Origin of the sequence: Rhodococcus sp. 14-2470-1a (assembly GCF_002259425.1) — a bacterium.
Classification (GTDB): Bacteria; Actinomycetota; Actinomycetes; order Mycobacteriales; family Mycobacteriaceae; genus Rhodococcoides; species Rhodococcoides fascians_E.
On record NZ_NPFZ01000032.1, the window covers coordinates 123545 to 146345 of the forward strand.

The 22801-nt window shown below is 61.2% G+C and carries 21 protein-coding genes, 1 pseudogene and 1 other annotated feature; of the genes and pseudogenes, 12 read left to right on the forward strand and 10 right to left on the reverse strand.

Translation table 11 applies throughout. The annotated features are described in order from the left end of the window. Positions 1–13: 13 nt before the first annotated feature. The 5 genes from CH292_RS21520 to CH292_RS21540 all read right to left on the reverse strand — a co-directional run bounded on the left by CH292_RS21520 (position 14) and on the right by CH292_RS21540 (position 5208). Positions 14–1198: a hydroxylase gene (locus tag CH292_RS21520; protein ID WP_094655699.1), complete on the reverse strand. Its 1185-nt coding sequence runs from the start codon at positions 1196–1198 to the stop codon at positions 14–16. A 168-nt stretch (positions 1199–1366) separates the two neighbouring features. Continuing rightward, positions 1367–2242 carry an alpha/beta fold hydrolase gene (locus CH292_RS21525; protein WP_094655773.1) on the reverse strand — a complete coding sequence of 292 codons (876 nt, stop codon included), beginning with the start codon at positions 2240–2242 and terminating at the stop codon, positions 1367–1369. A 119-nt stretch (positions 2243–2361) separates the two neighbouring features. Beyond that, entirely contained in the window at positions 2362–3363 is a 1002-nt protein-coding gene (locus CH292_RS21530; RefSeq protein ID WP_094655700.1) for a VOC family protein, read from the reverse strand. 107 nt (positions 3364–3470) lie between these two features. Next, positions 3471–4295: a 2-keto-4-pentenoate hydratase gene (locus CH292_RS21535; RefSeq protein WP_094655701.1), complete on the reverse strand. Its 825-nt coding sequence runs from the start codon at positions 4293–4295 to the stop codon at positions 3471–3473. Positions 4296–4326: 31 nt separating this feature from the next. Further along, complete coding sequence (locus CH292_RS21540; RefSeq protein ID WP_094655702.1) at positions 4327–5208, reverse strand: IclR family transcriptional regulator; 882 nt, start codon at positions 5206–5208, stop codon at positions 4327–4329. 369 nt (positions 5209–5577) lie between these two features. Here CH292_RS21540 and CH292_RS21545 point away from each other — a divergent pair, with 369 nt between their 5' ends. The 7 genes from CH292_RS21545 to CH292_RS21575 all read left to right on the forward strand — a co-directional run bounded on the left by CH292_RS21545 (position 5578) and on the right by CH292_RS21575 (position 10984). Next, entirely contained in the window at positions 5578–6174 is a 597-nt protein-coding gene (locus CH292_RS21545; RefSeq protein ID WP_094655774.1) for a cytochrome c oxidase subunit 3, read from the forward strand. 3 nt (positions 6175–6177) lie between these two features. Next, entirely contained in the window at positions 6178–6462 is a 285-nt protein-coding gene (locus CH292_RS21550) for a cytochrome C oxidase subunit IV family protein (protein WP_094655703.1), read from the forward strand. A gap of 69 nt (positions 6463–6531) precedes the next feature. Then, a complete protein-coding gene (locus tag CH292_RS21555) occupies positions 6532–8139 on the forward strand; it encodes an FAD-binding protein (RefSeq protein ID WP_094655704.1) in 1608 nt (535 codons plus the stop codon). A gap of 105 nt (positions 8140–8244) precedes the next feature. Further along, positions 8245–9114, forward strand: coding sequence for a mycofactocin-coupled SDR family oxidoreductase (locus CH292_RS21560; RefSeq protein ID WP_094655705.1), 870 nt, complete (start codon positions 8245–8247; stop codon positions 9112–9114). Then, on the forward strand, positions 9111–9611 hold the full coding sequence (locus CH292_RS28670; protein WP_143545789.1) for a hypothetical protein: 501 nt from the start codon (positions 9111–9113) through the stop codon (positions 9609–9611). The genes CH292_RS21560 and CH292_RS28670 overlap by 4 nt, the downstream gene beginning before the upstream one ends. A 4-nt stretch (positions 9612–9615) precedes the next feature. After that, positions 9616–10071, forward strand: a complete 456-nt coding sequence (locus CH292_RS21570; protein WP_256978429.1) for a MaoC family dehydratase — start codon at positions 9616–9618, stop codon at positions 10069–10071. Between the two features lie 175 nt (positions 10072–10246). Next, complete coding sequence (locus CH292_RS21575) at positions 10247–10984, forward strand: hypothetical protein (protein ID WP_094655708.1); 738 nt, start codon at positions 10247–10249, stop codon at positions 10982–10984. A gap of 78 nt (positions 10985–11062) precedes the next feature. On the opposite strand, the gene CH292_RS21580 is transcribed toward CH292_RS21575, so the two are convergent. After that, a complete protein-coding gene (locus tag CH292_RS21580; protein ID WP_094655775.1) occupies positions 11063–11815 on the reverse strand; it encodes an SDR family NAD(P)-dependent oxidoreductase in 753 nt (250 codons plus the stop codon). 164 nt (positions 11816–11979) lie between these two features. Here CH292_RS21580 and CH292_RS21585 point away from each other — a divergent pair, with 164 nt between their 5' ends. Further along, positions 11980–13050 (forward strand): enoyl-CoA hydratase/isomerase family protein, encoded by a 1071-nt coding sequence (locus tag CH292_RS21585; RefSeq protein WP_094655709.1) that lies wholly within the window; start codon positions 11980–11982, stop codon positions 13048–13050. Here CH292_RS21585 and CH292_RS21590 read toward each other — a convergent pair. Then, positions 13026–14432, reverse strand: a complete 1407-nt coding sequence (locus CH292_RS21590; RefSeq protein WP_094655710.1) for an amidohydrolase family protein — start codon at positions 14430–14432, stop codon at positions 13026–13028. The two genes, CH292_RS21585 and CH292_RS21590, sit on opposite strands and share 25 nt — an antisense overlap. Continuing rightward, positions 14429–15265 (reverse strand): CoA transferase, encoded by an 837-nt coding sequence (locus CH292_RS21595; RefSeq protein WP_373454693.1) that lies wholly within the window; start codon positions 15263–15265, stop codon positions 14429–14431. Before CH292_RS21595 ends, CH292_RS21590 begins: the two co-directional genes overlap by 4 nt. Before the next feature lie 737 nt (positions 15266–16002). Here CH292_RS21595 and CH292_RS21600 point away from each other — a divergent pair. Continuing rightward, complete coding sequence (locus tag CH292_RS21600) at positions 16003–17454, forward strand: MFS transporter (RefSeq protein WP_094655712.1); 1452 nt, start codon at positions 16003–16005, stop codon at positions 17452–17454. A 175-nt stretch (positions 17455–17629) separates the two neighbouring features. Here the strand turns inward: CH292_RS21600 and CH292_RS21605 are convergent. Next, positions 17630–18892, reverse strand: a pseudogene (locus CH292_RS21605) (IS3 family transposase). After that, positions 18476–18608: a sequence feature (AL1L pseudoknot), on the reverse strand. (Overlaps the previous pseudogene by 133 nt.) Here CH292_RS21605 and CH292_RS21610 point away from each other — a divergent pair. The 3 genes from CH292_RS21610 to CH292_RS21620 all read left to right on the forward strand — a co-directional run bounded on the left by CH292_RS21610 (position 18883) and on the right by CH292_RS21620 (position 21615). Next, complete coding sequence (locus tag CH292_RS21610; protein WP_256978430.1) at positions 18883–19917, forward strand: MFS transporter; 1035 nt, start codon at positions 18883–18885, stop codon at positions 19915–19917. The pseudogene CH292_RS21605 and the gene CH292_RS21610 sit on opposite strands and share 10 nt — an antisense overlap. Before the next feature lie 75 nt (positions 19918–19992). After that, the gene (locus tag CH292_RS21615; RefSeq protein ID WP_094655713.1) at positions 19993–20409 is read left to right on the forward strand and encodes a DUF1761 domain-containing protein; all 417 of its coding nucleotides are present in this window, start codon (positions 19993–19995) and stop codon (positions 20407–20409) included. 111 nt (positions 20410–20520) lie between these two features. Next, the gene (locus CH292_RS21620) at positions 20521–21615 is read left to right on the forward strand and encodes a metallophosphoesterase (protein ID WP_256978431.1); all 1095 of its coding nucleotides are present in this window, start codon (positions 20521–20523) and stop codon (positions 21613–21615) included. Positions 21616–21699: 84 nt separating this feature from the next. Here CH292_RS21620 and CH292_RS21625 read toward each other — a convergent pair whose 3' ends face one another. Then, positions 21700–22797, reverse strand: coding sequence for an alcohol dehydrogenase catalytic domain-containing protein (locus tag CH292_RS21625; RefSeq protein ID WP_019667787.1), 1098 nt, complete (start codon positions 22795–22797; stop codon positions 21700–21702). Positions 22798–22801 lie beyond the last annotated feature (4 nt).

The window sequence follows — 22801 nt, forward strand, 5'->3', positions numbered from 1 at the left end:
CTCGGGTCGTACGTTAGAGCATTACGAGCATTCCCGGAGGTGTCTCCAGGTCCATCATGTGCAGTGCGTTGGAGTGATACGCAACGCCGTCACCGTGGATCATGTGCTGCAGACCAACGTGCGCATCACGCCAGTAACGCTGCATCGGGCTGCTCTTGCGGATAGCTCCGCCACCGGAGCGGGCGAAGATCGCATCGACGGCCTGCACAGCCCTCCATGCACAGCGAACCTGGTTGCGACGCTGATTGGACTTGTCCTCGGTCGTGGGTTCGCCGCCGGATTCGACGATGTCGTACAACCGGCTGATGCCGTCGATCAACTGGGTACGTGATGCGGCGATCTCCGATGCGGCCTGACCTGCGGCGTAGAGCGCATACGGATCGTCACGAACCTGTACTCCGGTTACCGCGACGCGATCCTTCTGAATTTGCAGGTGGGTAGCGAGCGCGCCTTCACAGATTCCGATGACCGCCGAAGTGATACCGAGAGGGAACATCACGCCGAACGACAGCTTGTACACGGTGTCGTGACGTCCTGCACGTGCAGCAGCGACTCCGCCGGCGATGTCCGACTGCAGAACGGTGCGGTAGGCCGGAATGGTGGCCTTGTCGACGACGACGTCCTTGCTGCCGGTGCCGGAGAGCCCGACAACCTCCCAGGAGCCCTCGATGATCTGGTAGTCGGGGCGGGGGAGCACGACGTGCATTACCTCGGGCGGCATGATCGGTGCGCCGGATCCGTTGCCCTTCATTGCGCCGAGGAAGTCCCACTGACAATGATCTGCACCGGAGGAGAACGGCCAACGGCCACTGAGCACGAAGTTGTCGTCACCGATGGGGTCGGCAATGCCGTTTGGCATGTACGGCGAGGCAACCCACACGTCTGGATCCTCGCCCCAGATCTCCTGCTGAAGCCTGCGATCCATCTGGGCGAGCTCCCACGGGTGTACTCCCACCACGCCGGAAACCCATCCTGCTGCGGGATCGTGCTTGGCGATCCCCATGACGGCCTCGGCGAAATCGCGCGGGTGCGCCTGGTAGCCGCCGAAGTCGGAGGGCTGCAGCAACCGCATCACGCCGATCTGGCGCATGAGGCTTGCCGTCTTGTCGCTCAATTTGCCCAGGCTTTCGTTCTCCTCGGCGAGCGCGGCCAGTTCGGGGCCCAATTCTTCTACACGCTTGACAACTTCGTGCACCATGCGAGCTACCTCTACTTCTCGTGAATTCTATTTCCCCGTCCGGCGGATGCGGGGTGCCTTATTCGATTGTGAACCCCGTATCCGCTTATCGCCCTTACGTTCCCGCTGAGCGGGATGATCGCTTTGACAGGAGGATGGGTGTGTGCGGGGCGCACACGATTTTTCTCCTCACTCAGCGAGGACGGATGCCTCCCGAGTCAGGAACTCGAGCACGACACGTTCGAAATCCGATTTGCGCTCCACCTGGATCCAGTGACCGCAGTGGGCGAAGGTGTGCAGTTCGACCTCCGGCAGCCATCTGGTGGCGAAATGGGCCTGGTCGTAAGGCAACATGCGATCGTCGCGACCCCACAGCAACAGCGTGTGGGTGGCGATCGTCGACGCCTTGGTCCACAGCGGGGTGTACTTCGCTTGATTCTTCGGATTGAACAATGAACCGAAGATGGCCTTGGTTCTTCCGAGAACCCCTTCGGCGAGTGCATTTTTCATACGCTCGTCGACCAGCTCATCGGTGATCAGGTTCTTGTCGAAGACCATGGTCTTGATCCACCCGATCATGCGCTCCCTGGTCGGGTCCTCCAGGAACTCGAACAGTCTGAGGAAGCCCTCACTCGGCTCCGCCTGGAAAATACCCACCGACAGTCCGCCGGATCCCATCAGTGCCATCCTGCGCACCCGATCGGGATGCAGCGCAGCGAGTTCGGCAGCCACGGCGCCGCCCATCGAGTTGCCGACGAAGTACGCGGACTCGATCCCGAGATGGTCCATGAAGGACGCGATCTTCTTCGCCGCAGCGATTGTGTAGACCTCGTCCAGTTCGGGCAGATCGCTGCCACCGAATCCGGGCAGGTCGGGCATGATCACCCGAAATGTCTTCGAGAAGAAGGGGAGGTTGTGCTGGAAGTTCGACCACGCACTGACGCCGGGTCCCGATCCGTGGAGCATTATCAGCGGCTCGCCCTCGCCCGCTTCGTGGTACGCGAACGTGAGACCTCCGACCTCGGCGGTCTTCCGTGTGGAATCGAAAGAGATTGCACCGGTCATCTTCTCGAGCCTCTCTGACAGCTCCATTGCTGCCGGTATTCGAATGCCTGACGCGTCTGTGCAAGGCACGCTCACGCAGACGCGTCAGGGGTGTTCTTCAGCGGTGGTGTCGCTCGGTACTACGGCTTGAGGCCTGCGGAAGGAGTGGTGGTGAGGAATGTTCCCTGCGGGCCGACGTCGAGCAGGTCGCCGTACCAGGTCTGGCCGTACTGAAGCTCGGGGAGCTTCCACTCGATCTCTTCGAAGTCGGGGTCGAAGATCAGGTATCCACCCGAGTAGAGCTCGACGCGGTGGCCTGAACCGGGGTCGTGAAGGTAGAGGTACATGGCCTGGCCGACCCCGTGCTTGCCGGGTCCCGCGCCGTACTCGATGTCGAGGTCACGAACTTCGTCGGCGATGCGCAGGACGTCGGCGTAGTTTTCGATGTTGAACGCGACGTGGTGGAACTGGCCGTTCTGTTCGAGCGGGTTGATGCCGATGGCAATGTCGTGGACCTGGGGGGTGACCGACAACCACGATGCCATGACCGTGCTCGGATGGTCAGGAATCATTGCGAACTCGCGTCGTTTGAATCCCAGCGACTCCCGAAGCCAACCTTCGGCCTGGTTGACAGTGCCGGGGCTGCACTGGACGTTGAGGTGGTCGAGGCGACGGACACCGAAGCCGCGGCGACGTGAGCTGTTGCTGGGAAGCTTCGAACGGAGCGACTCTTCCGCAATCGGCTTGTCGATGTCGTAGTACAGCTCGATCGGATGTTCTCCACCTGGGAGGAGGAAACGGATCGCTTCTCCGCGCCCGGTTTCGTGGCCCGCTGCGAGCTCGATCGATTCGATCTCCTCGCGATCGAGCTGCTTCTGAAAGAGCTCGACGTCCTGCTTGCGCTGTACACGGAAGCTGTAGCTGTTCACGGCAGCTTCGGACTGCTGAGTGAGAACCAGTGAGTGGTGTGTCAGCTCCTGGTATCCGCGGAGGTATGCGACACCGTCGGCCTGGGCAGTGACCTCCATTCCCAGGAGGTCGCGGAAGAACCACAGTGAACGGTCGAGATTCTTCGTTCCCAGGTTGATGCTGCCTGCGTGGGCGATCTGGGGACCGGGGTCGTAGTCGTGGGACACAGTCATCGAGCTCTCCTTAGAGTGGGTGTTGCCGATTCGAACGCTATTTCCAGCCGGGGACCGGGCGTGGTGGGTGTCCCGGCCAGCGGGACAGGTTCAGTTGCGCCGTAGCGTCATTCGTGTGGGATGGCGGCCGGTCGGCCGGCCTCGGCCCCTGCAAAGCTCACCGAGATGGAACCGAGTGGCGCTATATCCGCTTCGAAAATATCACCCGGTTGAACTGCCACCATAGGGCCGAGCGCGCCGGAAAGTACGATGTCGCCTGCGCGCAAGGGACTTCCGAACTCTATCGCTGTCGCCGCGAGCCACGCCAGTGCGTTCAATGGGTCACCGAGGCAGTCACGCCCGGTGCCTTCGGAGACGACTTCTCCGCCGCGGCGCATGGTCATGACGACCTCTTTCGGGTCGAACGTATCCAACGAGAATCCGGTTTCGCCAACAACGAAAACGCCGGAGGACGCGTTGTCGGCAACGGTATCCGTTATACCTATCTGCCACTGTGCAATTCGGCTGTCGACGATTTCCAACGCCGGGTAGGCCAGTGCAACTGCCGCACGCACCGCGTCGGGTGAGGTCGCATCGTCGATGTCAGTGCCGAGCACGAACGCGATTTCAGCTTCAGCTTTGGGTTGGAGGAGCCTTCCGAAAGGGACGACATCGCCGTCCACGAAACGCATGTCGTCGAAAAGCACTCCGAAGTCGGGGCGGTCCACTCCGATCTGCGATTGCACGGCAGCTGAGGTCAAACCGATCTTTCGCCCTATCAGGCGAGCTCCCGCACTGATGCGGCGCCGTGTCAGTGTCTGCTGTACCTGATACGCGGCGTCGATATCGGTCGTTCCGATCAGATCGCTCAGTGGGGAGCATGGAATGCCGCTTTCGACAGCCTGCTCCAGGCGATCGGCAACCTCGTCGATCACGCGAGTACTTGTAGTCACGGTGCCATCGCTGGCGTAACGCCGTTGTCGATCAACATTTTTCGACCCTCTCGATTCTGTGTTCTTCCTCGGCTGCTCTGCTGCGGCGCCACCCAGCCGGTGTCGAGAAGTCGACGACTGTTGCGCTGTGTCCACTGTTCTGCATCGGGTTGACTGCGCGGCTCGGCGGACAGCTGGAGGCCATCAGACGCCGAGAGATTTCAGCTGCGGTCCACATGACACGGTGTTTGAGCTCGTCGACGCGGAGTCGTTGTTGAGGGCCGCATGCAGAGATGGCTGCCACGACATTTCCGAACTCGAATATCGGAGCGCCCACGCAACCGACGCCCGGCACCGCTTCGCCTCTTTCGGTGGAGTATCCGAAGTTGCGGATGTTCAGTATCGAGGTTTCGAGAGCGTCCTCGGTCATGATGCTTGCGTTGGTCTGCCGTCGCATCCCGCTTTTTTTGTATTCGTCGGTGATTGCCTTGGGGGAGTATGCGAGAAGCACTTTCCCTACACCGGTGCAATGCGCGGGAAGTCTGCCACCCACACGCGAGGGCAACGTACTGCCGAAAGTGCCGCCTACCTTTTCCAGGTAGACAACGTCCTGTTCGTCGAGCAACGCGAGGTGCACGACGTGGCCGGTGGCTGCGGACAACTCTTGCATCAACGGCCGGGCGACTTCGCTGAAACGGGTGCGCTGCTCTACGTGGCTGCCGATCTCGAACATTCGCAGGCCCAGTGTGTATTCGTTGTCGCGCCGTTCGATCCATCGTGCAGTGACGAGCTGTTGCAGTATTCGGTGTACCGAGGACCGGGGAAGTCGGCTTCGCGAGCTGATCTGGCCCAGAGTCAAGGTGCCCGAGGATCGGGAGAAGACACCCAAAATCAGAACTACCCGCTCGACCATGCTTGATGGCGCATCGGACATCGTCAACCTCCTAACGCAGGCGTTGGCTTGACGGCTTGGAACTATCTTACTTATTGCAACACCATGCAATGCCAGTATGGACTGTCGACCCCCGGTTCGGATAAGAATCGAACAGTCGGTCTACAAATGACTGTACCTTTCGATGACCGATTCGGGTTGCGTCTCGGTGAGTGGGATTGCGGCATCTCATCCGACGCGGGCACCGTGAGACTGACCATTCCGGCGCTAGGAGATGTAGATCACTCATGCGTAACGAACGTGAAGCCAGTCACCGAGACCGAACTGGCGACCATCGAAAGGTGTTGACGTGATGTCCGAGAGATGTCGACCTGTGGCGTCGACCGAGGCGGCGGTTTCGTGACGAGCGATATGAACGTGTCTGCAGATCAAGAAACTGCAGCTCAGGACAAGGGTCACATACCTGGCGAGCCAGGTCTCTGGGTGTTTCTTCTCGGTGACATGGTTGTGTTCGGGTTCTTCTTCGTTGCGTTTCTTCTGGAGCGGGCGGAGGAACCCGAGGAGTTCACCGCCTCGCGCGAGGCGCTCGGTCTGACCGTCGGTCTGACGAACACGATGATTCTTCTCATCAGTTCACTTCTGGTCGTTGTCGCCCTGAACGCTGTCCGTCTGGGTAGACACCGGCTCGCCTCGAAGCTGTATCTCGGCGCGATGGTCTGCGGCGTGGTCTTTGCCGGCCTCAAGATCTCCGAGTACATCCACATGATCAACAGCGGGTATGGACCTGAGTCAGGTCCCTACTACATGTGGTTCTTCATTCTGACCGGCACACACCTATTTCACGTAGTTATCGGTCTGGTCGTGCTGTGGGTACTCTTCACCCGCTCGCGAACTCCGGTCGTATTGGCTGGTTCTCAGCGCGTCGTATTCGAGGGTGGCTCGTGCTACTGGCATCTCGTCGACCTGCTCTGGATGGTCCTCTTCCCCCTCGTCTACTTGGCGGTGTGAACAATGTCCACGAAATCGGTCGAACTGAAAGAACTGCTTCCCGGTCGAATCATCGTGACCTGGGTGATCCTCGTACTGGCCGCCGTCGTTGGCCCGCTGCTGACCTTGGACTCGCACGGGGGAACCGTGGCGGCTGTGGTGGTACTGGCGATCGCAGCGGTCAAGGTGCGTCTCGTGGGTCTGGACTTCATGGAACTGCGTCACGCTCCCTGGGAGCTTCGCGCGGTATTCGAGGTCTACTGCGTTGCACTGTGGCTCGTACTCTCCGGTCTCTTCGTATTCCTGTGACCGCTTCATCGAAACTCGCACACCTCAACGGCCGAATTCTGGCTTCGGCACTGACAACAGGAGAAAATCATGACCATTGACGTGGAAACATTCGACGTTATCGTCGTTGGTTCGGGCGGCGGATTGATCGGTGCGTACATCGCGGCGTCCCGCGGCTTACGCACCCTCGTCATAGAGAAGACCGACAAGGTCGGTGGAACGACCGCCTATTCCGGTGCGGGCTTGTGGTATCCGGGCAGCGCGCCGATCAAGCGCGCGGGAATCGAAGACGGCGTCGAGAACGCGCGGGCCTATCTGCGGGCGTTGGTAGACGACAGTTCACGCGAATCGCTCCAGGATGCATACCTCACCGCGGGCGTAGAACTCGTCGACGAACTCGAGAGCAGTGCGTGGTTCCCGGAGTTCGTTCATCAGCCTGTGCCTGACTACTTCGCCTCAGCTCCCGGTTCGTCGCCAGCGGGCAACACCATCTTCCCGGCGCCGATCCCGGCAGCCGAGCTCGGGGACAACCTCGCCATACTGCGCAAGTCGATCCCGGACGAACGGTGGGGGGACGACGAGGGCCCGGTGCTCTCGGGTGGACGCGCACTCATCGGTCGCGCGTTGATGGCGTTTCTCGAATCGGGCAACGGCACTCTGCGGTTGAACACGGCGCTCGAAAGCCTCGTGGTGGAAGACGGTCGGGTCGTCGGAGTCAACACTGTCAGCGATGGCGAACACGTGACCTACCGCGCAGGAGGCGGCGTCCTCCTCGCCGCAGGTGGCTTCGAGCACAACGAAGAACTGCGCGCCAAGCACGGCAAGATCGCTCTGACCGGCGAATGGTCGAACGGGGTCGCGAGCAATACCGGTGATGCGCTGAATGCAGGCGTTGCCATCGGGGCCGACATCGGTCTCATGGACGAAGCATGGTTCGTTCCTGGACTCGTGCAGCCGGACGGGCGACCGGTGTTTCAGACGGGAACCCGGGGCGGTATCTGGGTCAACGGCGCGGGGGAGCGGTTCACCAACGAAACGCAACCCTACGATCAGTCCGGTCATGCGATCTATAACGCCGAGGCAACTTCTGGGGTTTCCCACATGCCGGTGCGGTGGATTCTCGACCAGAAGCAGATCGACAGGGACAGTTTCGGCGGAGACCCGGCACTGCCGGTCCGTCCCGAATGGTTCGAATCCGGTGCTCTCGTGAAGGCTGACACGCTCGAGGAGCTCGCCGAGCTGATCGGAGTTCCGTTCGAGAATTTGAGTAACACCGTCAAGGAATTCAACGCAGCGTCAGAGAGTGGTGTGGACGAAAAGTTCCACCGCGGTGAGACGACGTGGGACAACATGTTCCAGTACGTAGTCGGATTCCCGGCACTACCGGCGCAGAACTACATGGTCCCGCTGCCGCAGGACATCCCCAACCCGCTTCTGGGTGCGATCGACACAGCGCCCTACTACGCCGCGACCATCCGCTTGTCCGATATCGGTACCAAGGGTGGTCTCCGGACCGACGATCATGCGCGTGTTCTGCGTGCCGACGGTGAGCCGATTGCCGGTTTGTACGCAGCCGGCAACACGATGGCCGCGATGTCAGGTGGTGTGTATCCCGGAGCCGGCACGCCGATCGGATCGTCTCTGGCGTTCTCCTACCTGGCTGTGCAGGACATTGCGCATGCTACCGAGCGCAGCTAGCCGCTTCTCGGTCTCGAAGATTTACACCCACACGTACACAAGATGGAGGTCCGAGCATCGACTTGCGATGCTCGGACCTCATCGTTCAACTGAATTGGAGCTACCGTGGCTGGACGCACGGAAGGCAAGGTCGCCTTCATCACCGGTGCCGCACGAGGCCAAGGCCGTTCGCACGCGGTGCGACTCGCCGAAGAAGGCGCGGACATCATTGCGGTGGACATCTGTGAGCAGATCGAGTCCGCGACGTATCCGATGGCCACGGAGGCGGACCTTGCCGAAACTGCACGGCTGGTCGAGGCTTTGGACCGTCGAATCATCACTCGCGTCGCGGATGTACGGGACCGTACAAGCCTCGCCGACGCAGTGGCAGCCGGAGTCGCGGAGTTGGGTCACCTGGATGTAGTCGTGGCGAATGCCGCCATCTGCCCGATAGGTCCGGATGTCCCGATCATCGGCTACTTCGACGCGTTGTCCGTCGATCTGGTCGGCGTCATCAACACAGTCGAGGCCGCCTTCGGGTACCTGCAATCCGGTGCGTCCATCGTGTGTACGGGATCGTTGGCCGCGATGTTGGCAGGGTTGGTGGACAACCCAGCGGCAGGACCGGGAGCTGCGGGATACGGCCACTCGAAACGAGCCGTCGCCAGATTCGTTCACGAGACTGCGCTTCAATTGGCACCGTTGAACATTCGGGTCAATGCCGTGCATCCCGGCAATATCGATACGGACATGCTGCAGAACGACGCGATGTACAAGCTCTTCCGGCCCGATCTGGAGAAGCCCACTCACGACGATGCGCAGGCGGCCTTCGGCACCTCACACAAGCTACCCGTCGAGACCATTTCTGCACGCGACATCAGTGAGGCTGTGCTGTACCTGGCGTCCGATGCCGCTCGGTACGTGACCGGGCTGCAGCTGAAAGTCGATGCGGGCGCACTGTTGACCGCCACCACGTCCGGCGCACCGCCTGTGTGACACAGGACCTGCCAACAGTCCAATCAGGAGTAGACATGAGCGTTCCAGTTGCGCAGTTCGAGCTGCGGCCGAGCTTGTCAGTCGTCCTCGGCGGCGACGACGAATCCAGTAATCACCCAGACCACGTTCATCGTGTACGAAGACCTGACCTCGCTGGTGCCATACGCGAACGCCGAAATGTGCGCCGTGAATGGATTGCGGCGGGCCACAATCCTGCGAGCCTGGTTGTGGCGCTGGAAATCGACGTATTGATCGACGGCGATGCATCGTCGGCGCGCGCACATTTGCGAAGACGTGGCGAAAAGCTGTTCGGTAGCACCGTCCGGTACGTCGGGACTGCACGAGGTCTGGCGTCACTGATTCTCGATGCCTATGTTGCCGAGGTCGCCGACGCAGTAATTCTGCATCCGCTGGATCGGGACGGCCTCGATCCGGGCACAACTCGGAGTTTGATCGGGCGCGAGGTACTGCCGTTGCTTCGGGACAAGATCTTTTGAGATCGTGATCGTATTCAAAAGTGTCTCGGACATCGAAATGGCATTGGGCCGCGACTACGGACCCACTGACTGGATCCAGCTGTCTCAGAACCGGATCGATGAGTTCGCGCGAACTACTTTGGACCGCCAATGGATCCACGTCGACGTGGAAAAGGCAGAAAGAGGCCCATTCGGTGCGACCATAGCGCACGGGTTCTTGACTCTTTCCCTGGTCCCGCACTTTCTCAGCAGGCTGCGAAGGATCGAGGGGGTGTCGATGGGCATCAATTATGGGCTGGACCGAGTGAGGTTCCCGGCACCGGCGCGGGAAGACAGTCGGGTGCGAGCAAGCATGGTTATCATGACCGTCGAGCGAAAGTCGGATGGCTCCGTGCATATCGTCACCCGGGTCACCATCGACCTGGAGAATTCGGAGAAGCCATGCTGCGTCGCTGATTTGGTGAGCAGGCTGTATTTCTGACGGGTGTCGATCCGACGCGCTGCAGCCCTCTCTGATCACCCGTCGACTACACAAATAATGTTCCACTGACCGAGATCCAGACACGCTGTATTTGTTTGCTTCGTCACACTGATGGAGTTGTTCTACCCGTCACCGCGCCGAGTCGATGTCACTTATCGAAGGAGTCTCGTTTTCCATGAACAAGAATACTCTCTACCAATTCCAGCGGTGGTCGGCGCTGTCCGGCTTCCTGGTGATGATCGTGATCGGCGTATGTTGGTTCAGTTTCGCCAAACTGCAGCCGCCCTTCTCCCCTTCCGAATCGGCAGAATGGGTCAAACAATTCCTGATCGAAAATCGCTCGGGAATTTTATGGTCCTCCGTCATCATTTCCTTCGTGGTTCCGCTCGAGTATTTGTTCGTCACTACGACGAGCTGGCAGATGCGCCGGATCGAGCGAGGGTGGGGTCCGCTGTCGATCATCCAGCTCCTCACCGGCGTTGTGGCTCCCATTGGATTCATGTACCCGTTGTTCATTATCTCGGTTGCGGCATACCGCCCGGAGGAGCGGTCACCGGAGATCTTGCAGGTGCTCACCGACATGTACTTCTTCTTCTACGTCGGATTTGCTCTCGTCTTCGTACTGCAGGTTCTCGTGATCGGTTTTGCAGTTCTACTCGACAAACGTGAGAATCCGATCTTCCCGCGCTGGTTCGCGTACCTGAACTTCTTCTTGGCCGTTGTTCTGACGCCGGGAGTGTTCATCTTCGTCGTCAAAGATGGCCCGTTGGCGTGGAACGGTCTGTTCGCGTTCTGGCTTCCATGCTTCGCGTATCTCGCATGGAAGATTGCGACGCCGCTCCTGCTGCTGAAAGCGGCCAAGAGCGAACTCGAAGCCTCGGACGACGACGTGGTGGAGACCGTTTCCGCCTGAGTGCGATACCCGGGATGTAGGTTTCGATCGTCCCGAACTGTTGCGCTGCCCGGTGATCTGCGGGCAGCGCAACACGTGTCATGCGCCGAGCATGAGCAGACCGCCGTTGACTGCGATCATTTGGCCTGTCATGAAACGTGCGCCATCTCCTGCGAGGAAGGCGAGGACTGGGCCCAGGTCGTCGATGGGGTCACCGAGTTTCCCGCCCAGCGGAATCAGTACCTGCAGCTGTTTTTCGAATTGTGCTGCCGCCTCAGGGCCGATGAACTCCGTGCGCCGGTCGGCTCCGGGAGTCTGGACTGCCGGCGCGAGCGCGTTGACTGTGACTCCGTCCTTGGCCCAGCTACGCGCTGCGGATCGGGTCCAGGTGTGTACGGCGGCTTTCGCAGCGGCGTAGGTGGCGGAAAGCCCGCTACCCGATACGCCCTCACTCGAACCGAAGTTGATGATCTGACCGCCGGATTTCCGCATGACTGCGTAAACAGCTTGATTGGTGATCACGGTGGCGCTGAAATTGATATCGATCATCCTCCGAATGTTCGCTCCGTCTATCTTGCCCGGCACGCCGGGCTCCCACAGCCCCGCCGCGTGCACGAGCACATCGATGCCTCCCAGAATCTCGACCGCCCGAGCGACGCATTCTGCGACGGATTGTTCGTCGACCACATCGCAGTGAATCCACGACGCATCGGTGCTCGTCGGCGGTGGGGTGTTGTGATGAGTGCCGACGACCCGCGCTCCCGCCGCGGTCAAAACCTCGACCGCGGCGGCTCCGATTCCTGTTGCCGCACCGGTAACCAATATGCGGCGGTCTTGCAGTGTTACAGTCACATTCGACTCCACTTCGTGTTTCGTCCCGCTGGATCGGTTGATACAGGCCGCACTGTAAACGCCGACATTGTCAAAGTTCGAGATCGGGACCGTTCAGCGGAACTGATCCCGAGTGGAGAGATCGACTGGCGGACGGAGAACGAGCAGGCCGTTCCAGAAAAACAATGGATTCGAGAGCGGGGGAGTCGGTGGAGATGGTCTCGGTCGATCGACTCGCCGCGGCCGATCTCGATCCCGTTACCCCTGATGACGTGCTGTCCTGGGTCGCGCTACCAGAGCGCGGCCAGGCTGACGTCGAGACCCTGGCCGCGGCCGCAGAGCGAGCACGACGGTCCCACCGCATTCTGATTGGGATCGGTACGCCGTCGGCGGATCTCGAAGAACTACTCGACGCGTTGTCTTTTACGTTTCACGACGGCACTGTCGATCACCTAAATACCGTGCAAGTGTCCTCGATCGAGGATGCTGCAGCCGAGGTCGACAAAGCGGTGGGTGCGACTCCGCTGGCGTCGATGACCTGTACGGGATTGTTGCGAATGACGGAATCGCTGAGAGTTCGAGACGGGCTCGTTGCAGAGTCGCTGGCATACTCGACGTTGCAATCCGGTCCGGAGTTCACGCGGTGGCTGAAGGGCGACCGCAGGCACGGTCAATCGGACTCAGGCGAGTCGATACGAGTACGGAGAGACGGCGACCGTCTGACGGTGGTACTCGACCGACCAACGATGCACAACGCCATCGACGCGGCGATGCGAGATCAACTCGTGGATGCGCTCGATCTAGCGTTGATCGACGACACGATCGAGGACGTTGTTCTCTGCGGCAGAGGTAAGTCGTTCTGCAGCGGCGGGTTTCTCGATGAATTCGGCTCTACTCCTGATCCGGCAACCGCACACTTGATACGCACGCAGCACAGACCAGGCGAGCAGCTACATCGGCTTGCTCAGCGCATGGGTCCCCGATGTGTCGCCCACGTCCACGGCGCGGTGATCGGAGGCGGACTCGAGATCGCGGCCTTCGCTGGATCCGTGGTCGCCGACCCCCAGTCCTTCTTTCGACTCCCGGAAGTATCGATGGGGTTGATTCCGGGTGCGGGCGGAACGGTCAGTGTTTCCAGACGAGTCGGCCGATGGCGCGCCGCCTGGATGATGCTGACAGGAAACGCGATCGATGCGGAAACGGCACTTAGGTGGAACCTCGTCGACGACGTTCACACAGCCTCGCCTGCGATATAGGTCGCGCGCACGAAATTTGCGTTCGGCTGCTTCAGTACGGTCGCGAGCGGGGCATGCAACAAGATCAGGTCGGCCGCGATGCCGACAGATACTGCCCGAGGGCGACCACCTGGATCGTGCGCAGGGCTCAGGAACGCGTCGAGGGCGGCACGAGCAGAGATGCGTTCCTTGGGCAGGATCGTCACGCCGGTTTCGCTGTGCCGGTCTCTCGCGGAAACAAGGACCGACCACGGGTCGAGGGGTCCGTATGGTGCATCGCTGGACAGCGCAACCGGAATCGACGCGTCGATCAAGGATGCGCACCGATATAGATTCGTCGCTTCGAACTCGTCGACCTCATGGCGAAAACGGTCACCCCGGTGTGCTAGAAAACCGGGCTGAGTGACAACGCGAAGCCCCAAGGCGCGCAGAGGTTCGATGCAGGCGTCCGGCACCACCGACGCGTGTTCGATGCGGTCACCATCGATACAGCCGACCATGTCGAAGGCGTGCAGCAGCAGGACCAACGCCTCCGCGGTGACGCAGTGGACGGCGACAGCTCGCCCCAGGGAACGTGCGTGTCGAATCGTGTCCGAGAGAGTATGTGCGTCGGGTAGCTCGGAATCGGCGATGACGATCTTGTAAGGACCACACGTGAGCCGACCACCCACACTCGATGATCCGAGCGGATCGGCGGTGAGAGGTAGTCCAAGGAGGCACACACGCTGGGTCAGAAGCCCAGCCGCCATGTCCGCCTCGATCGCTGCGCGCGACTCGACCGCCAGATCGGGGCTGGCGTCGGTGACCGAGGTGACGCCGAACCGAGAGAGGGCGCGGCTGACACCGGCCAAACTGGGCGGAGACACGACGGGAAGGCGGCCACGCAACCAGTTGTCAGCGCGCCACACACGGCCGGTAGGCGCGCCATCGCCGTAACGTTCGACTCCAGGATGATCAGCGATCGTGAGTCCCGCAGACTCGACTGCTCGCGAATTGAGCATCCATAGGGCGCCGCTGCGATGTTGAACGCGCACAGGGCGGTCGGCGTGCAGCTCGTCCAGGCGGTGCGCGTCGAGTGGCCCGGCGACCTCCTCGTCGTAACCGACCCCACGCACCCACCCGGCGTCGTCGCTCAACGATCTCGCCAGCTTCAGAGCCAGTTCTGCAGGGCCGCGTACCTGAGGTGGGCCGCAGCGGACCGACAACCATGAGGCGGCCAGTGCGTGGAGATGTACATGATGGTCCGTCAAGCCAGGGATGACCGCACCACCGCGAGCATCGACGATATCAGCGCCGGTAGTTCTGAGGCGGCGACCGATCGAGCGGACCAACCCACGCTCGAGACGCACATCCATACCGCTGACTCCGTTGATGTCGGCGTTCCTGATGACGGTAGTCGTCATACCGATTCGATATTCAAGTCGGACAACACTGTTGCGGTGTGCGAACCGGATGCGGCCACGCGACCGGTTGGCGCGCGGCGATGCGGAACGCGTACGTCGAGAATGTCCGCTGGCCCCTCGCTCCTCACGAGCGTCGACCTCACAACGTCGGACATCGAGATGTCGATCAGGTGGCCCTGTGTGGTCGGCGCGGTGAAGGCCGCGGCGGCGGCCACCAGTCCCGTCAACGGGTCGGCTATGGCGTCACCTACGAACAGAGGTCTGCCGTAGTTGTCCCGTGCGATCAAACCGTTCGCGGCGGCGATGTCGTCCCCGAAACCGATGCGATCGGATGCGCGTCCGTCGGCCGTGATGGAGATCCACAGACCCCCAGCATCGACGAATCGCTCAGCATCCAAACCGAATCCGAGCAATGCACGTGGACGGGATGCTTCGATGACGATGTCCGCGTGGGCAACGAGTTGCGCCAAAGCAGTTCGTTCACGAGGAAGCGAAGGATCGAGAACGACCGATTCGTGGCCGCCGTGAAGCAGGCGATAGAACTCCGAGTTGCCCTGTCGTGCTCCATCGGGCCGCTGTGGGGTCTCGACTTTGACGATTCTGGCTCCCGCAAGCCCGAGAAGATGAGCGCAAAGAGGCCCGGCCCACAGGGCACTGAAATCGACGACGAGCGCGTTTTCGACCGAACGGAAGCGTGTGGGCGTACAGACGGGTGAGCGCTCGACGAGCGGACGGTCCTCGACGACACCTCCGGCGATGCCGAGTAGGGCGATGCGTGAAGCGACCTCGTCGTCCGACGTCGACGCTAGCCATGCTGCGAGATGCGGCCACACAGATTCGGGCGTAAGCGATTCGCCTACCAATGCTCCGATAAGGAGTACATCGTCCGGACGCGCCTTGGTCACTACTGCCCAACTGTCACGCGTAGGTAGAAGTCTGGATGATCCGCCGACAGAAATGTTCCCGTTTCGAGTTCGGCTGGTGCATGCCGCACGTTCGCCCAGCAACGCCGCGCCGTCGACGGAGACGGGGTGAGGTGCGCGAGCGGTCGCAGATTCGATCAGCCCGGATAGTTCCCGTGCAATGGACGCGGCATTTCCCGGCGGGAGAAGCGGTGGGCCCAGTGCTTCTCCCGTAAGGGCCATGGCACCGCTTTCGGCCCAGTCTCGGGCCGCGCTCTTGCCGATCACAGATGGAAACACTACCCACTCGGTGTGCCGCAATTGCGGCGTACGAAACATTCGATGTCGGCCATCCCATTGAGCGGAACGAAGTTTCAGGATTCTCGTTGTAAGACGGTTGTGCGCACAGGTAGTTGAATGGACATTGCAGTCAGCGGAAATTGCAGACCTTGTTTTAGTGGACCGACTGTTCTAATATCCAGTGACGTAGCCCACAGATGGCGACTACTCGACGGGGATTCGAATGCGCCCGGTCCGTACCGAGGTAATGGCCGTCGGCCCGCACGTGTGCAGAGCGCACTGCGGAATCATTGAGAGGATCAGCTGCAGTGGATGCAACCCGACCTATAGCGAACTCGTTTCTAGGGGCTTCCAAACATAAGAAGCTGATGACCCTGGCCGGCCTCTACATATCCATCATGGTCGGAGTCATGGTGACCACCGGTGGGTCGACGTTGCTACCGGCAGCGGCGGCAGAAATCGGGGGACAGGACATCTACCCGTTGGCGTCGACCATCGGTGGTGTCTTGGGGATCGTGTGTATGCCGTTGTTCGGTTATCTCGCTGCGAAGAATCCAGCGTTGATGCCTGTCCTGCTGTCCTTTTCGTTGGCTGTGGGTGCAGTCGTCGTCCTCATGCGTGCATCTGCTCCATCGATGACGTGGGTCATCGTCGTGAGCTTCTTCTGGGGAATCGAGTCGGCTGGAAACTTCGTTCTCGGATACTCGCTGATTCGAGTGCTGTACCCGGCTGAGCGATCCGGTGCTCTACTGGGTGTTGCCGGGACGTGTGCAGCTATCGGCATGATGGCCGGCCCATTCTTGACCGGACTCATTATCGACCACTTCGACTGGCGAGTCGTATGCCACGTCGAGTGGCCACTACTACTGATCGCGTCGGCGCTGGTGTTCTTCGGCGCACGAATCCGTAAGGCCGACGCTGCTGCCGTTGCACTGCCGGGTGCCAAATTCGACTTTGCAGGAGCGGGGTTCTTGGTTGTTGCTCTCTCCGGTGTCATTCTTTGCCTCTCGCTCGGTAGCAACTTCATCCCGTTCGGCGGAACGGCGAACAACGCCCTCATCGTCATGACCGTCGTAGCCATCGGGGGACTGGTAACGGTTCTTCGACGCAAGGGGGCTGCAGCAATCGTTCCGAGTCCGGTACTGGCGGACAGAAATACGGCGTTGATCACGGTGTCACTCATGCTGATGACTTTCTCGAGTATGGCGGCGATGTTCTTCGTTCCGGCTTACATACTTCGAGTCATGGGTGAAAGTGCAACGGCCGCAGCACTCACCACGACCTTGCTGGCGATTGCCGGTGTAGTCCTGGGGCCGATATTCGGGCGTCGAATCGGGTCGACCGGTGATTCGAGAGGAGTCCTCGCCATCGGCGGAATCGTTCGAATTCTGGTCACCGTTGGGTTGCTCGTACTGCTGTCGCCGAGCCTGCCGCTGTGGGTGGTGTACATACTGATGTTCTTGGCGGGTGTCTACAACAGCGTTCAAACCATAACTTCGTCGACCATTCCCCAGATTCAGATCCGTCCCGAGTTCAGGCTGATGGGTAATTCTGTGGTTCAAGTGGGCTTGGCTCTGGGCGGGGGTTTGGGACTGTCGGTGTACACCTTGGTCATCGCGTCTTATGGCGTCGTGGACGGGATCGGCGTTGCATTCGCAATTGCACTCGTTGCGGCGGTCGCATCGTTCGTGCTCGGTTTCTTCATCAAAAAAGTGGACGTGCACGAAGACGACCCTGTCCCGGTCAGTGATACTGAAATTCTCGTGATGGACGGCATTACTGCCACCACTGCATCCGAGTTCTCGCCGAAGCGTCGATGAAGTGAGTCATGCTGTCGGAGAGCTTAGTGTGCGAGGAGGCAGAGTCGTTCAGATGTTGGCGAATTTGCCTTAGTCGCAGCTTTCGTTCGCGTCCTCGCTTCGCCGCGGGGCCCGACGATGCGAGGCGCTGGTGGCAGGGCTCGGTGAACTGCCCTGGATCTGATGGAGACCTGGTTCAAGCCACTTCGCGGTCGGAGGTGGCGATCGAGCATTGCTGACCGTACTCGTTTTCATAGTCGACGGGCGAAACGTAGCCGATCGAGGAGTGCAGGCGACTGGTGTTGAACCAATGCACCCACGACGCGGTTTCCCGTTCGATCTCGGCCCGACCGGTCCACGACTTCTGTCGGTCGATCAGCTCGGTTTTGTACAGGCCGATCGTCGATTCCATCAACGCATTATCGAGCGCATCGCCGACGCTTCCGATCGATCCGGCCAGCCCCGATTCGATCAACGCTTCGGTAAAGGCAAGCGACGTGTATTGCGAGCCGGCATCGGAGTGATGTACCAAACCTGTTGCAGTGAAGACGAAATCGGAGCGTCTACGAGTGAACAAGGCTTGCTCCAACACCCCTGAAACCAACGGTGTCGCCTTAGTCGTCATCACCCGCCACCCCAGAATCCGGCGGGAAAACACGTCGACCACGAACGATGTGTAGACAAATCCAGCCAAAGTCCAGCAATACGTGAAGTCAGCAACCCACCACTGATCCGGACGGGTCGGCGCATCCCATTGACGATCGATCAGATCCGGGTGTCGAGGTGCCCGATCGTCCGACTGGGTGGTCACCGTGCGCCGGCGTCCGCGGACGACGCCGACCGCGCCACAGATCGCCATCAACCGGCCGACCTGATCGCGACCCATGTCGTGACCAGCACGTTTCATCGCATACCACATTTTCCGCACACCATAGAGACGCCTGTTGGCCACGTACAGCCGGTGCACTGTGTTCGCGCAGTACGCCTCCTCGAGAGCCGCTGAAGAGACGGCGCCGCGTTTCCTGGCTGCGTAGTAGGTGGACGGGGCGATCTTGATGCCGTGCTCGCGCAGCACGGTGCAGATCGGGACGACCGGCGAAACGGTGGCGGTACTCGTCGATGTAATCGACGATCACCGAAGTCGGCGGTCGACCTCCGCCGCCGCGAAAAACGCTGACGCCGTCTTGAGAATTTCGTTGGCTCTTCGCAGTTCGGAGTTTTCGCGCCGCAACGCCTTCAATTCGGTATCGCGGTCGATCGCTGCCTCTAGCTGTTCCGCGCCAGTTACCGGCTCGTCCTTTTCGACCCAGTTCCGGATCGTCGCGGGATTGATATCGAGCAGCGCTCCGACGTGTTTCCGAGCGGCGATCTTGGTGTCGCCTGCCTCGGCCAGACGGTCCCGATACATCCGAACCGCTCGCTCACGCGTCTCGGCATCGAACTTCCTTGGTGCACCCATATCTGCATTCTCCTGGTGAGATCACAGTCTCCACCAGTCCCAGGGCAGTTCCGTATCTCGGATGGGAATGGGTGCTCTTCGTCAATGTTCCCGTGGGATTGTTCATGGTGTGGCAAGCATTCCGCCTGTTCCCGGCGTCGAGCAGAGTCGACGGGGCCCGCAGCTTCGACCTACCCGGTTCGATCAGCGTGACGGCCGGCCTGGCGCTGTTGGTGTTCACACTCGTCGACGCCGAAAAAGCCGGATGGACATCGACTACGACACTGCTGCGAGCTGCGGCTGCAGTCGCACTTCTGGTGGTCTTCGTGGTGATCGAGCGGCGCAGTGCGGCACCGCTGGTGACACTGTCGATCTTCCGACTACGTACCCTTCGTGGCGCAAACGTCGTCATGCTCCTCGTGGGCGCATCCTTGATCTCAGGCTTCTTCCTCATCACCCTGTACCTACAGCAGGTCCTGGGGTTCACCCCGCTTCAGGCTGGTCTTGCGTACCTGCCTCTGGCTCTGTCGATCATCGCCTCGGCCGGCGGCGCGTCACCGCTGATCACCAAGTTCGGGTTCAAGACTGTCCTTCTCGTCGCCTTGTGCTTCGTGGCTGCAGGCCTGGCCTGGTTCGCGCAGGTCGGTGCCGACGGTCGATTCATCTCCGACGTCTTCGGTCCGTCCGTTCTGACCGGCCTCGGAGTGGGTGGATCCTTGGTGGCCGTGACCGTAGCCGCCCTCACCGGAACGACGGACGAACAGGCCGGCCTCGCTTCAGGTCTCGTCAACGCCGGCAACCAAATCGGTGGGGCAGTGGGGCTGGCGGTCATCTCGGCGGTGGCAACAGCGACGACTGCACGCGCGATGTCCGGCGGTGTCGATCGAACCGTGGCGTTGACCGACGGCTTCCACGACGCGTTTCTCGTCGGGGCGGGTGTCGCGCTGGCAGGCATGGTTTTCGCGGCGTTGTCGATCTCCTCTCGGGACAGTCGTGAGCATGCTGCTGCGGCGCAGCGGGGCGAGGTGGCCGTGACAGCGCTCTGAGCGGCACACCGCACACCCGTTTCACCAACCGACTTCAACGGGCGTCGACGGACGCTCATCTCGAAGGAATCCGAAATGTTCGATGTTCTGACCGATATCAATTGGCTCGCAGTGCTTGCCGCGTTCGTGGCCTCCGCGGTGATCGCAGGCGTGTATTTCCCCGTCCTCATCGCCAAGCCGTACATCGTTGCACTCGGCCGCGAGAACGCGGGGGAGCCCGAGTCCTCGCTTGTGCGTAATCTCGGCCCGGTGGTGTGCATCTTTGTCACCACCATCACGAGCGCGGTGTTGATCACCGCGCTGGACATCACCGCGGTCGGCGACGCCGTCGTATTCGGTCTCCTCGTCGGGATCGGTTATCTCACGGCCATGACGTTTCAGATTGCGCTCAACCCCAACTTCCCCCGTCCGCTGTACTACGGGGTGCTCAATGCCCCGTTCTTCATCATCACCAGCGTGCTCACCAGCGTGATCATCGTCTTGATCGGCTGAAACGTCCGTCGCTCCGGAGTTGCCCAGCAGCTTCGGAGCGGCACCCGACGTGACGAACTCACGTCGTCTGCTGCAATGGTTCTTTCAACAGAAACCCGGTCATCGTTCACCATGCCTGCTCCTCTTCTCGCGCTCGTCGCTATCGTCGCAGTGCTGTCGATCTTCGTGCGCGTCATGTTCGTTTCTCCTCTGCGTCTGTCACGTCCGTTGGCACGCACCGTGGACTGTGTTCTCGCGGTCTTGTTGTGCCTCACGGTGGTCGGCTACGGAAGCGGAAGTATCTTCGATCCGTCCTGGGCGCGCGGCCCGGGGTTCGTCGGAGCTACGTGGGCTGCCGCCCTGCTGTATCTGTGCCTCGGCGGTCTTGTGGTCGGTGCAGTGTTGCTTGCGATCCGGATCAAAGGTGTTGCGCAACAACGCGACAGTTCGCCCACCAGGATGCGAGTTGCGCGGGTCGGTGCCGCCGTGGTCGCGCTGACAACAGCCGGTACCGTCGGATACGGTCTCGTCGAAGCGGCCCAGCCTCAGGTCACGCACACCACCATCGCGTCGGATGGCCTCCCACAGCAATTCGACGGTCTACGGATCGCGTTCGTGTCCGACATCCACGCCGGGCCCACGCGAGGTGCAGGTTTCGTCGAGGCGATCGTCGGCGAGATCAATCAGCACGATCCCGACGTGGTGATTCTGGGCGGCGACCTCATCGACGGGACGGTCGAGTTGGTCGGCGATGTGTTGACGCCACTGTCGGAGCTGAACGCCCCCCTCGGAGTGTTCGCGGTCACCGGCAACCACGAGTACTACGCCGACGCCGACGAATGGACCAGGCTGTGGTCGAGCCTGGGTGTGGAAGTTCTGCGCAATGCCACTGCGACACTGGAGCGTGGCGGCGCGTTCATCGATCTTGCGGGAATCAACGATGTCTCCGCTCCGCCGCCACATGCTCCCGACCTCGGCCGCGCCCTCGGCGAGCGAACTTCCGATCGATTCACCCTGTTGGCGGCTCATCAACCAGTTCAGGCGTTGGACGCCGTCGTGCCGGAATCGATCTCCAGCTCTCCGGACACACTCACGCAGGTCAGTTGTGGCCTCTGCGGTATCTCGTTCCCTTGCAACAACCCTCGATCGAAGGGCTCGTCACCGTCGCGGGCACCCCCGTCTTCACAACGCGCGGCGCCGGTACGTGGGGACCGCCCGTGCGCGTAGGTGCCGAGCCGGAAATATCGATGCTGGAACTACATTCGGTTGGTGCGTGACCTCGAGGCACTTATCGAAGTAGGCACGGGCCCCTCACGCCCCCAACCCCACCACCAACCGCATCACGAGTTCACCGTCCACCACCCGGGTCCGTTGTTCGCAGATGGTGTTCATCAACGCCGTGCCCTCCACGATGTCGCGCCGGTGGGTCAGTAGTCCGTCGATCGCGTCGTCCGCTGCGGTCAGTGCCGTAGCCGCCGCGGTGAGTTGGTCGTTCGTGACGCCTCGATTACCAGTGAATGCCACTCGCTGCGCACCGCGGCTGAACGTGGTGACCGCGGGAGGCGTCGGGCCACCGGTGTTGGCTTGCCTCACCCCGGCGATGTCCACACCTGGTAGCAGGCCCGACGTCGCCTTGGCCGGCACCCCGCCGATAGGGTGCACGGCCACTACCCGATCCCCGAGACGCCGTATCGCCTCGTCGATCGAGGCGACAGTTCCCGCGCGGTGGGTCGCGCCGAGCACCGCAACGGACCCGGTGATGTGACGTTCCCAGTCGTCGCCGGAGGAGAAGTTCTGCACCGAGGGCAGGTAGTTGGCGGTCCACTTCGCACCCAGCTCCGTACGGTGCACCATCGCCACCTCGACGGTCGGGAACATCGCCGAGGGTGCAAGTGTGGCCGCGAGGTTGCCGATCAGACCGTCCCCGAAGATGAGAAGCGTTTGCGGGGTCTCGCGCGCGAGACACGACAGTGCATAGCGAACCACGGCATACGGCTCCACAAGGGTCGCTCGGACACTCGACAAGTCGTCCGGCAGCAACGACACCAGACCGCTGCTGACTGCGGACGCTCCGATCACGACGCGTTCCTGAAACAGACCTTCCACATTGTGGCCGAGTAGGAAGGACGAATCGTGGGGATGGGTCGGGTTGACCACCACGCGGTCACCCACTGCGAATTCCGACACTCCTTCGCCCAGCTCGACGACTCGCGCAGCACCCTCGTGCCCGACGATCGGGGACGGATCGTTCCGGTCTCCCCGCACGATCTGAATGTCGGTTCCACACAGCGACACCGCTTCCGGCGCGAGCAGCAGCTCGCCGGGCCCAGGGGAGGGCGTCGGGCGAATCTCGACGGACGAGTGGCTACCGTGCCGGACGATGGCGCGGTGGGTGAGTTCGATTGTCATCGTT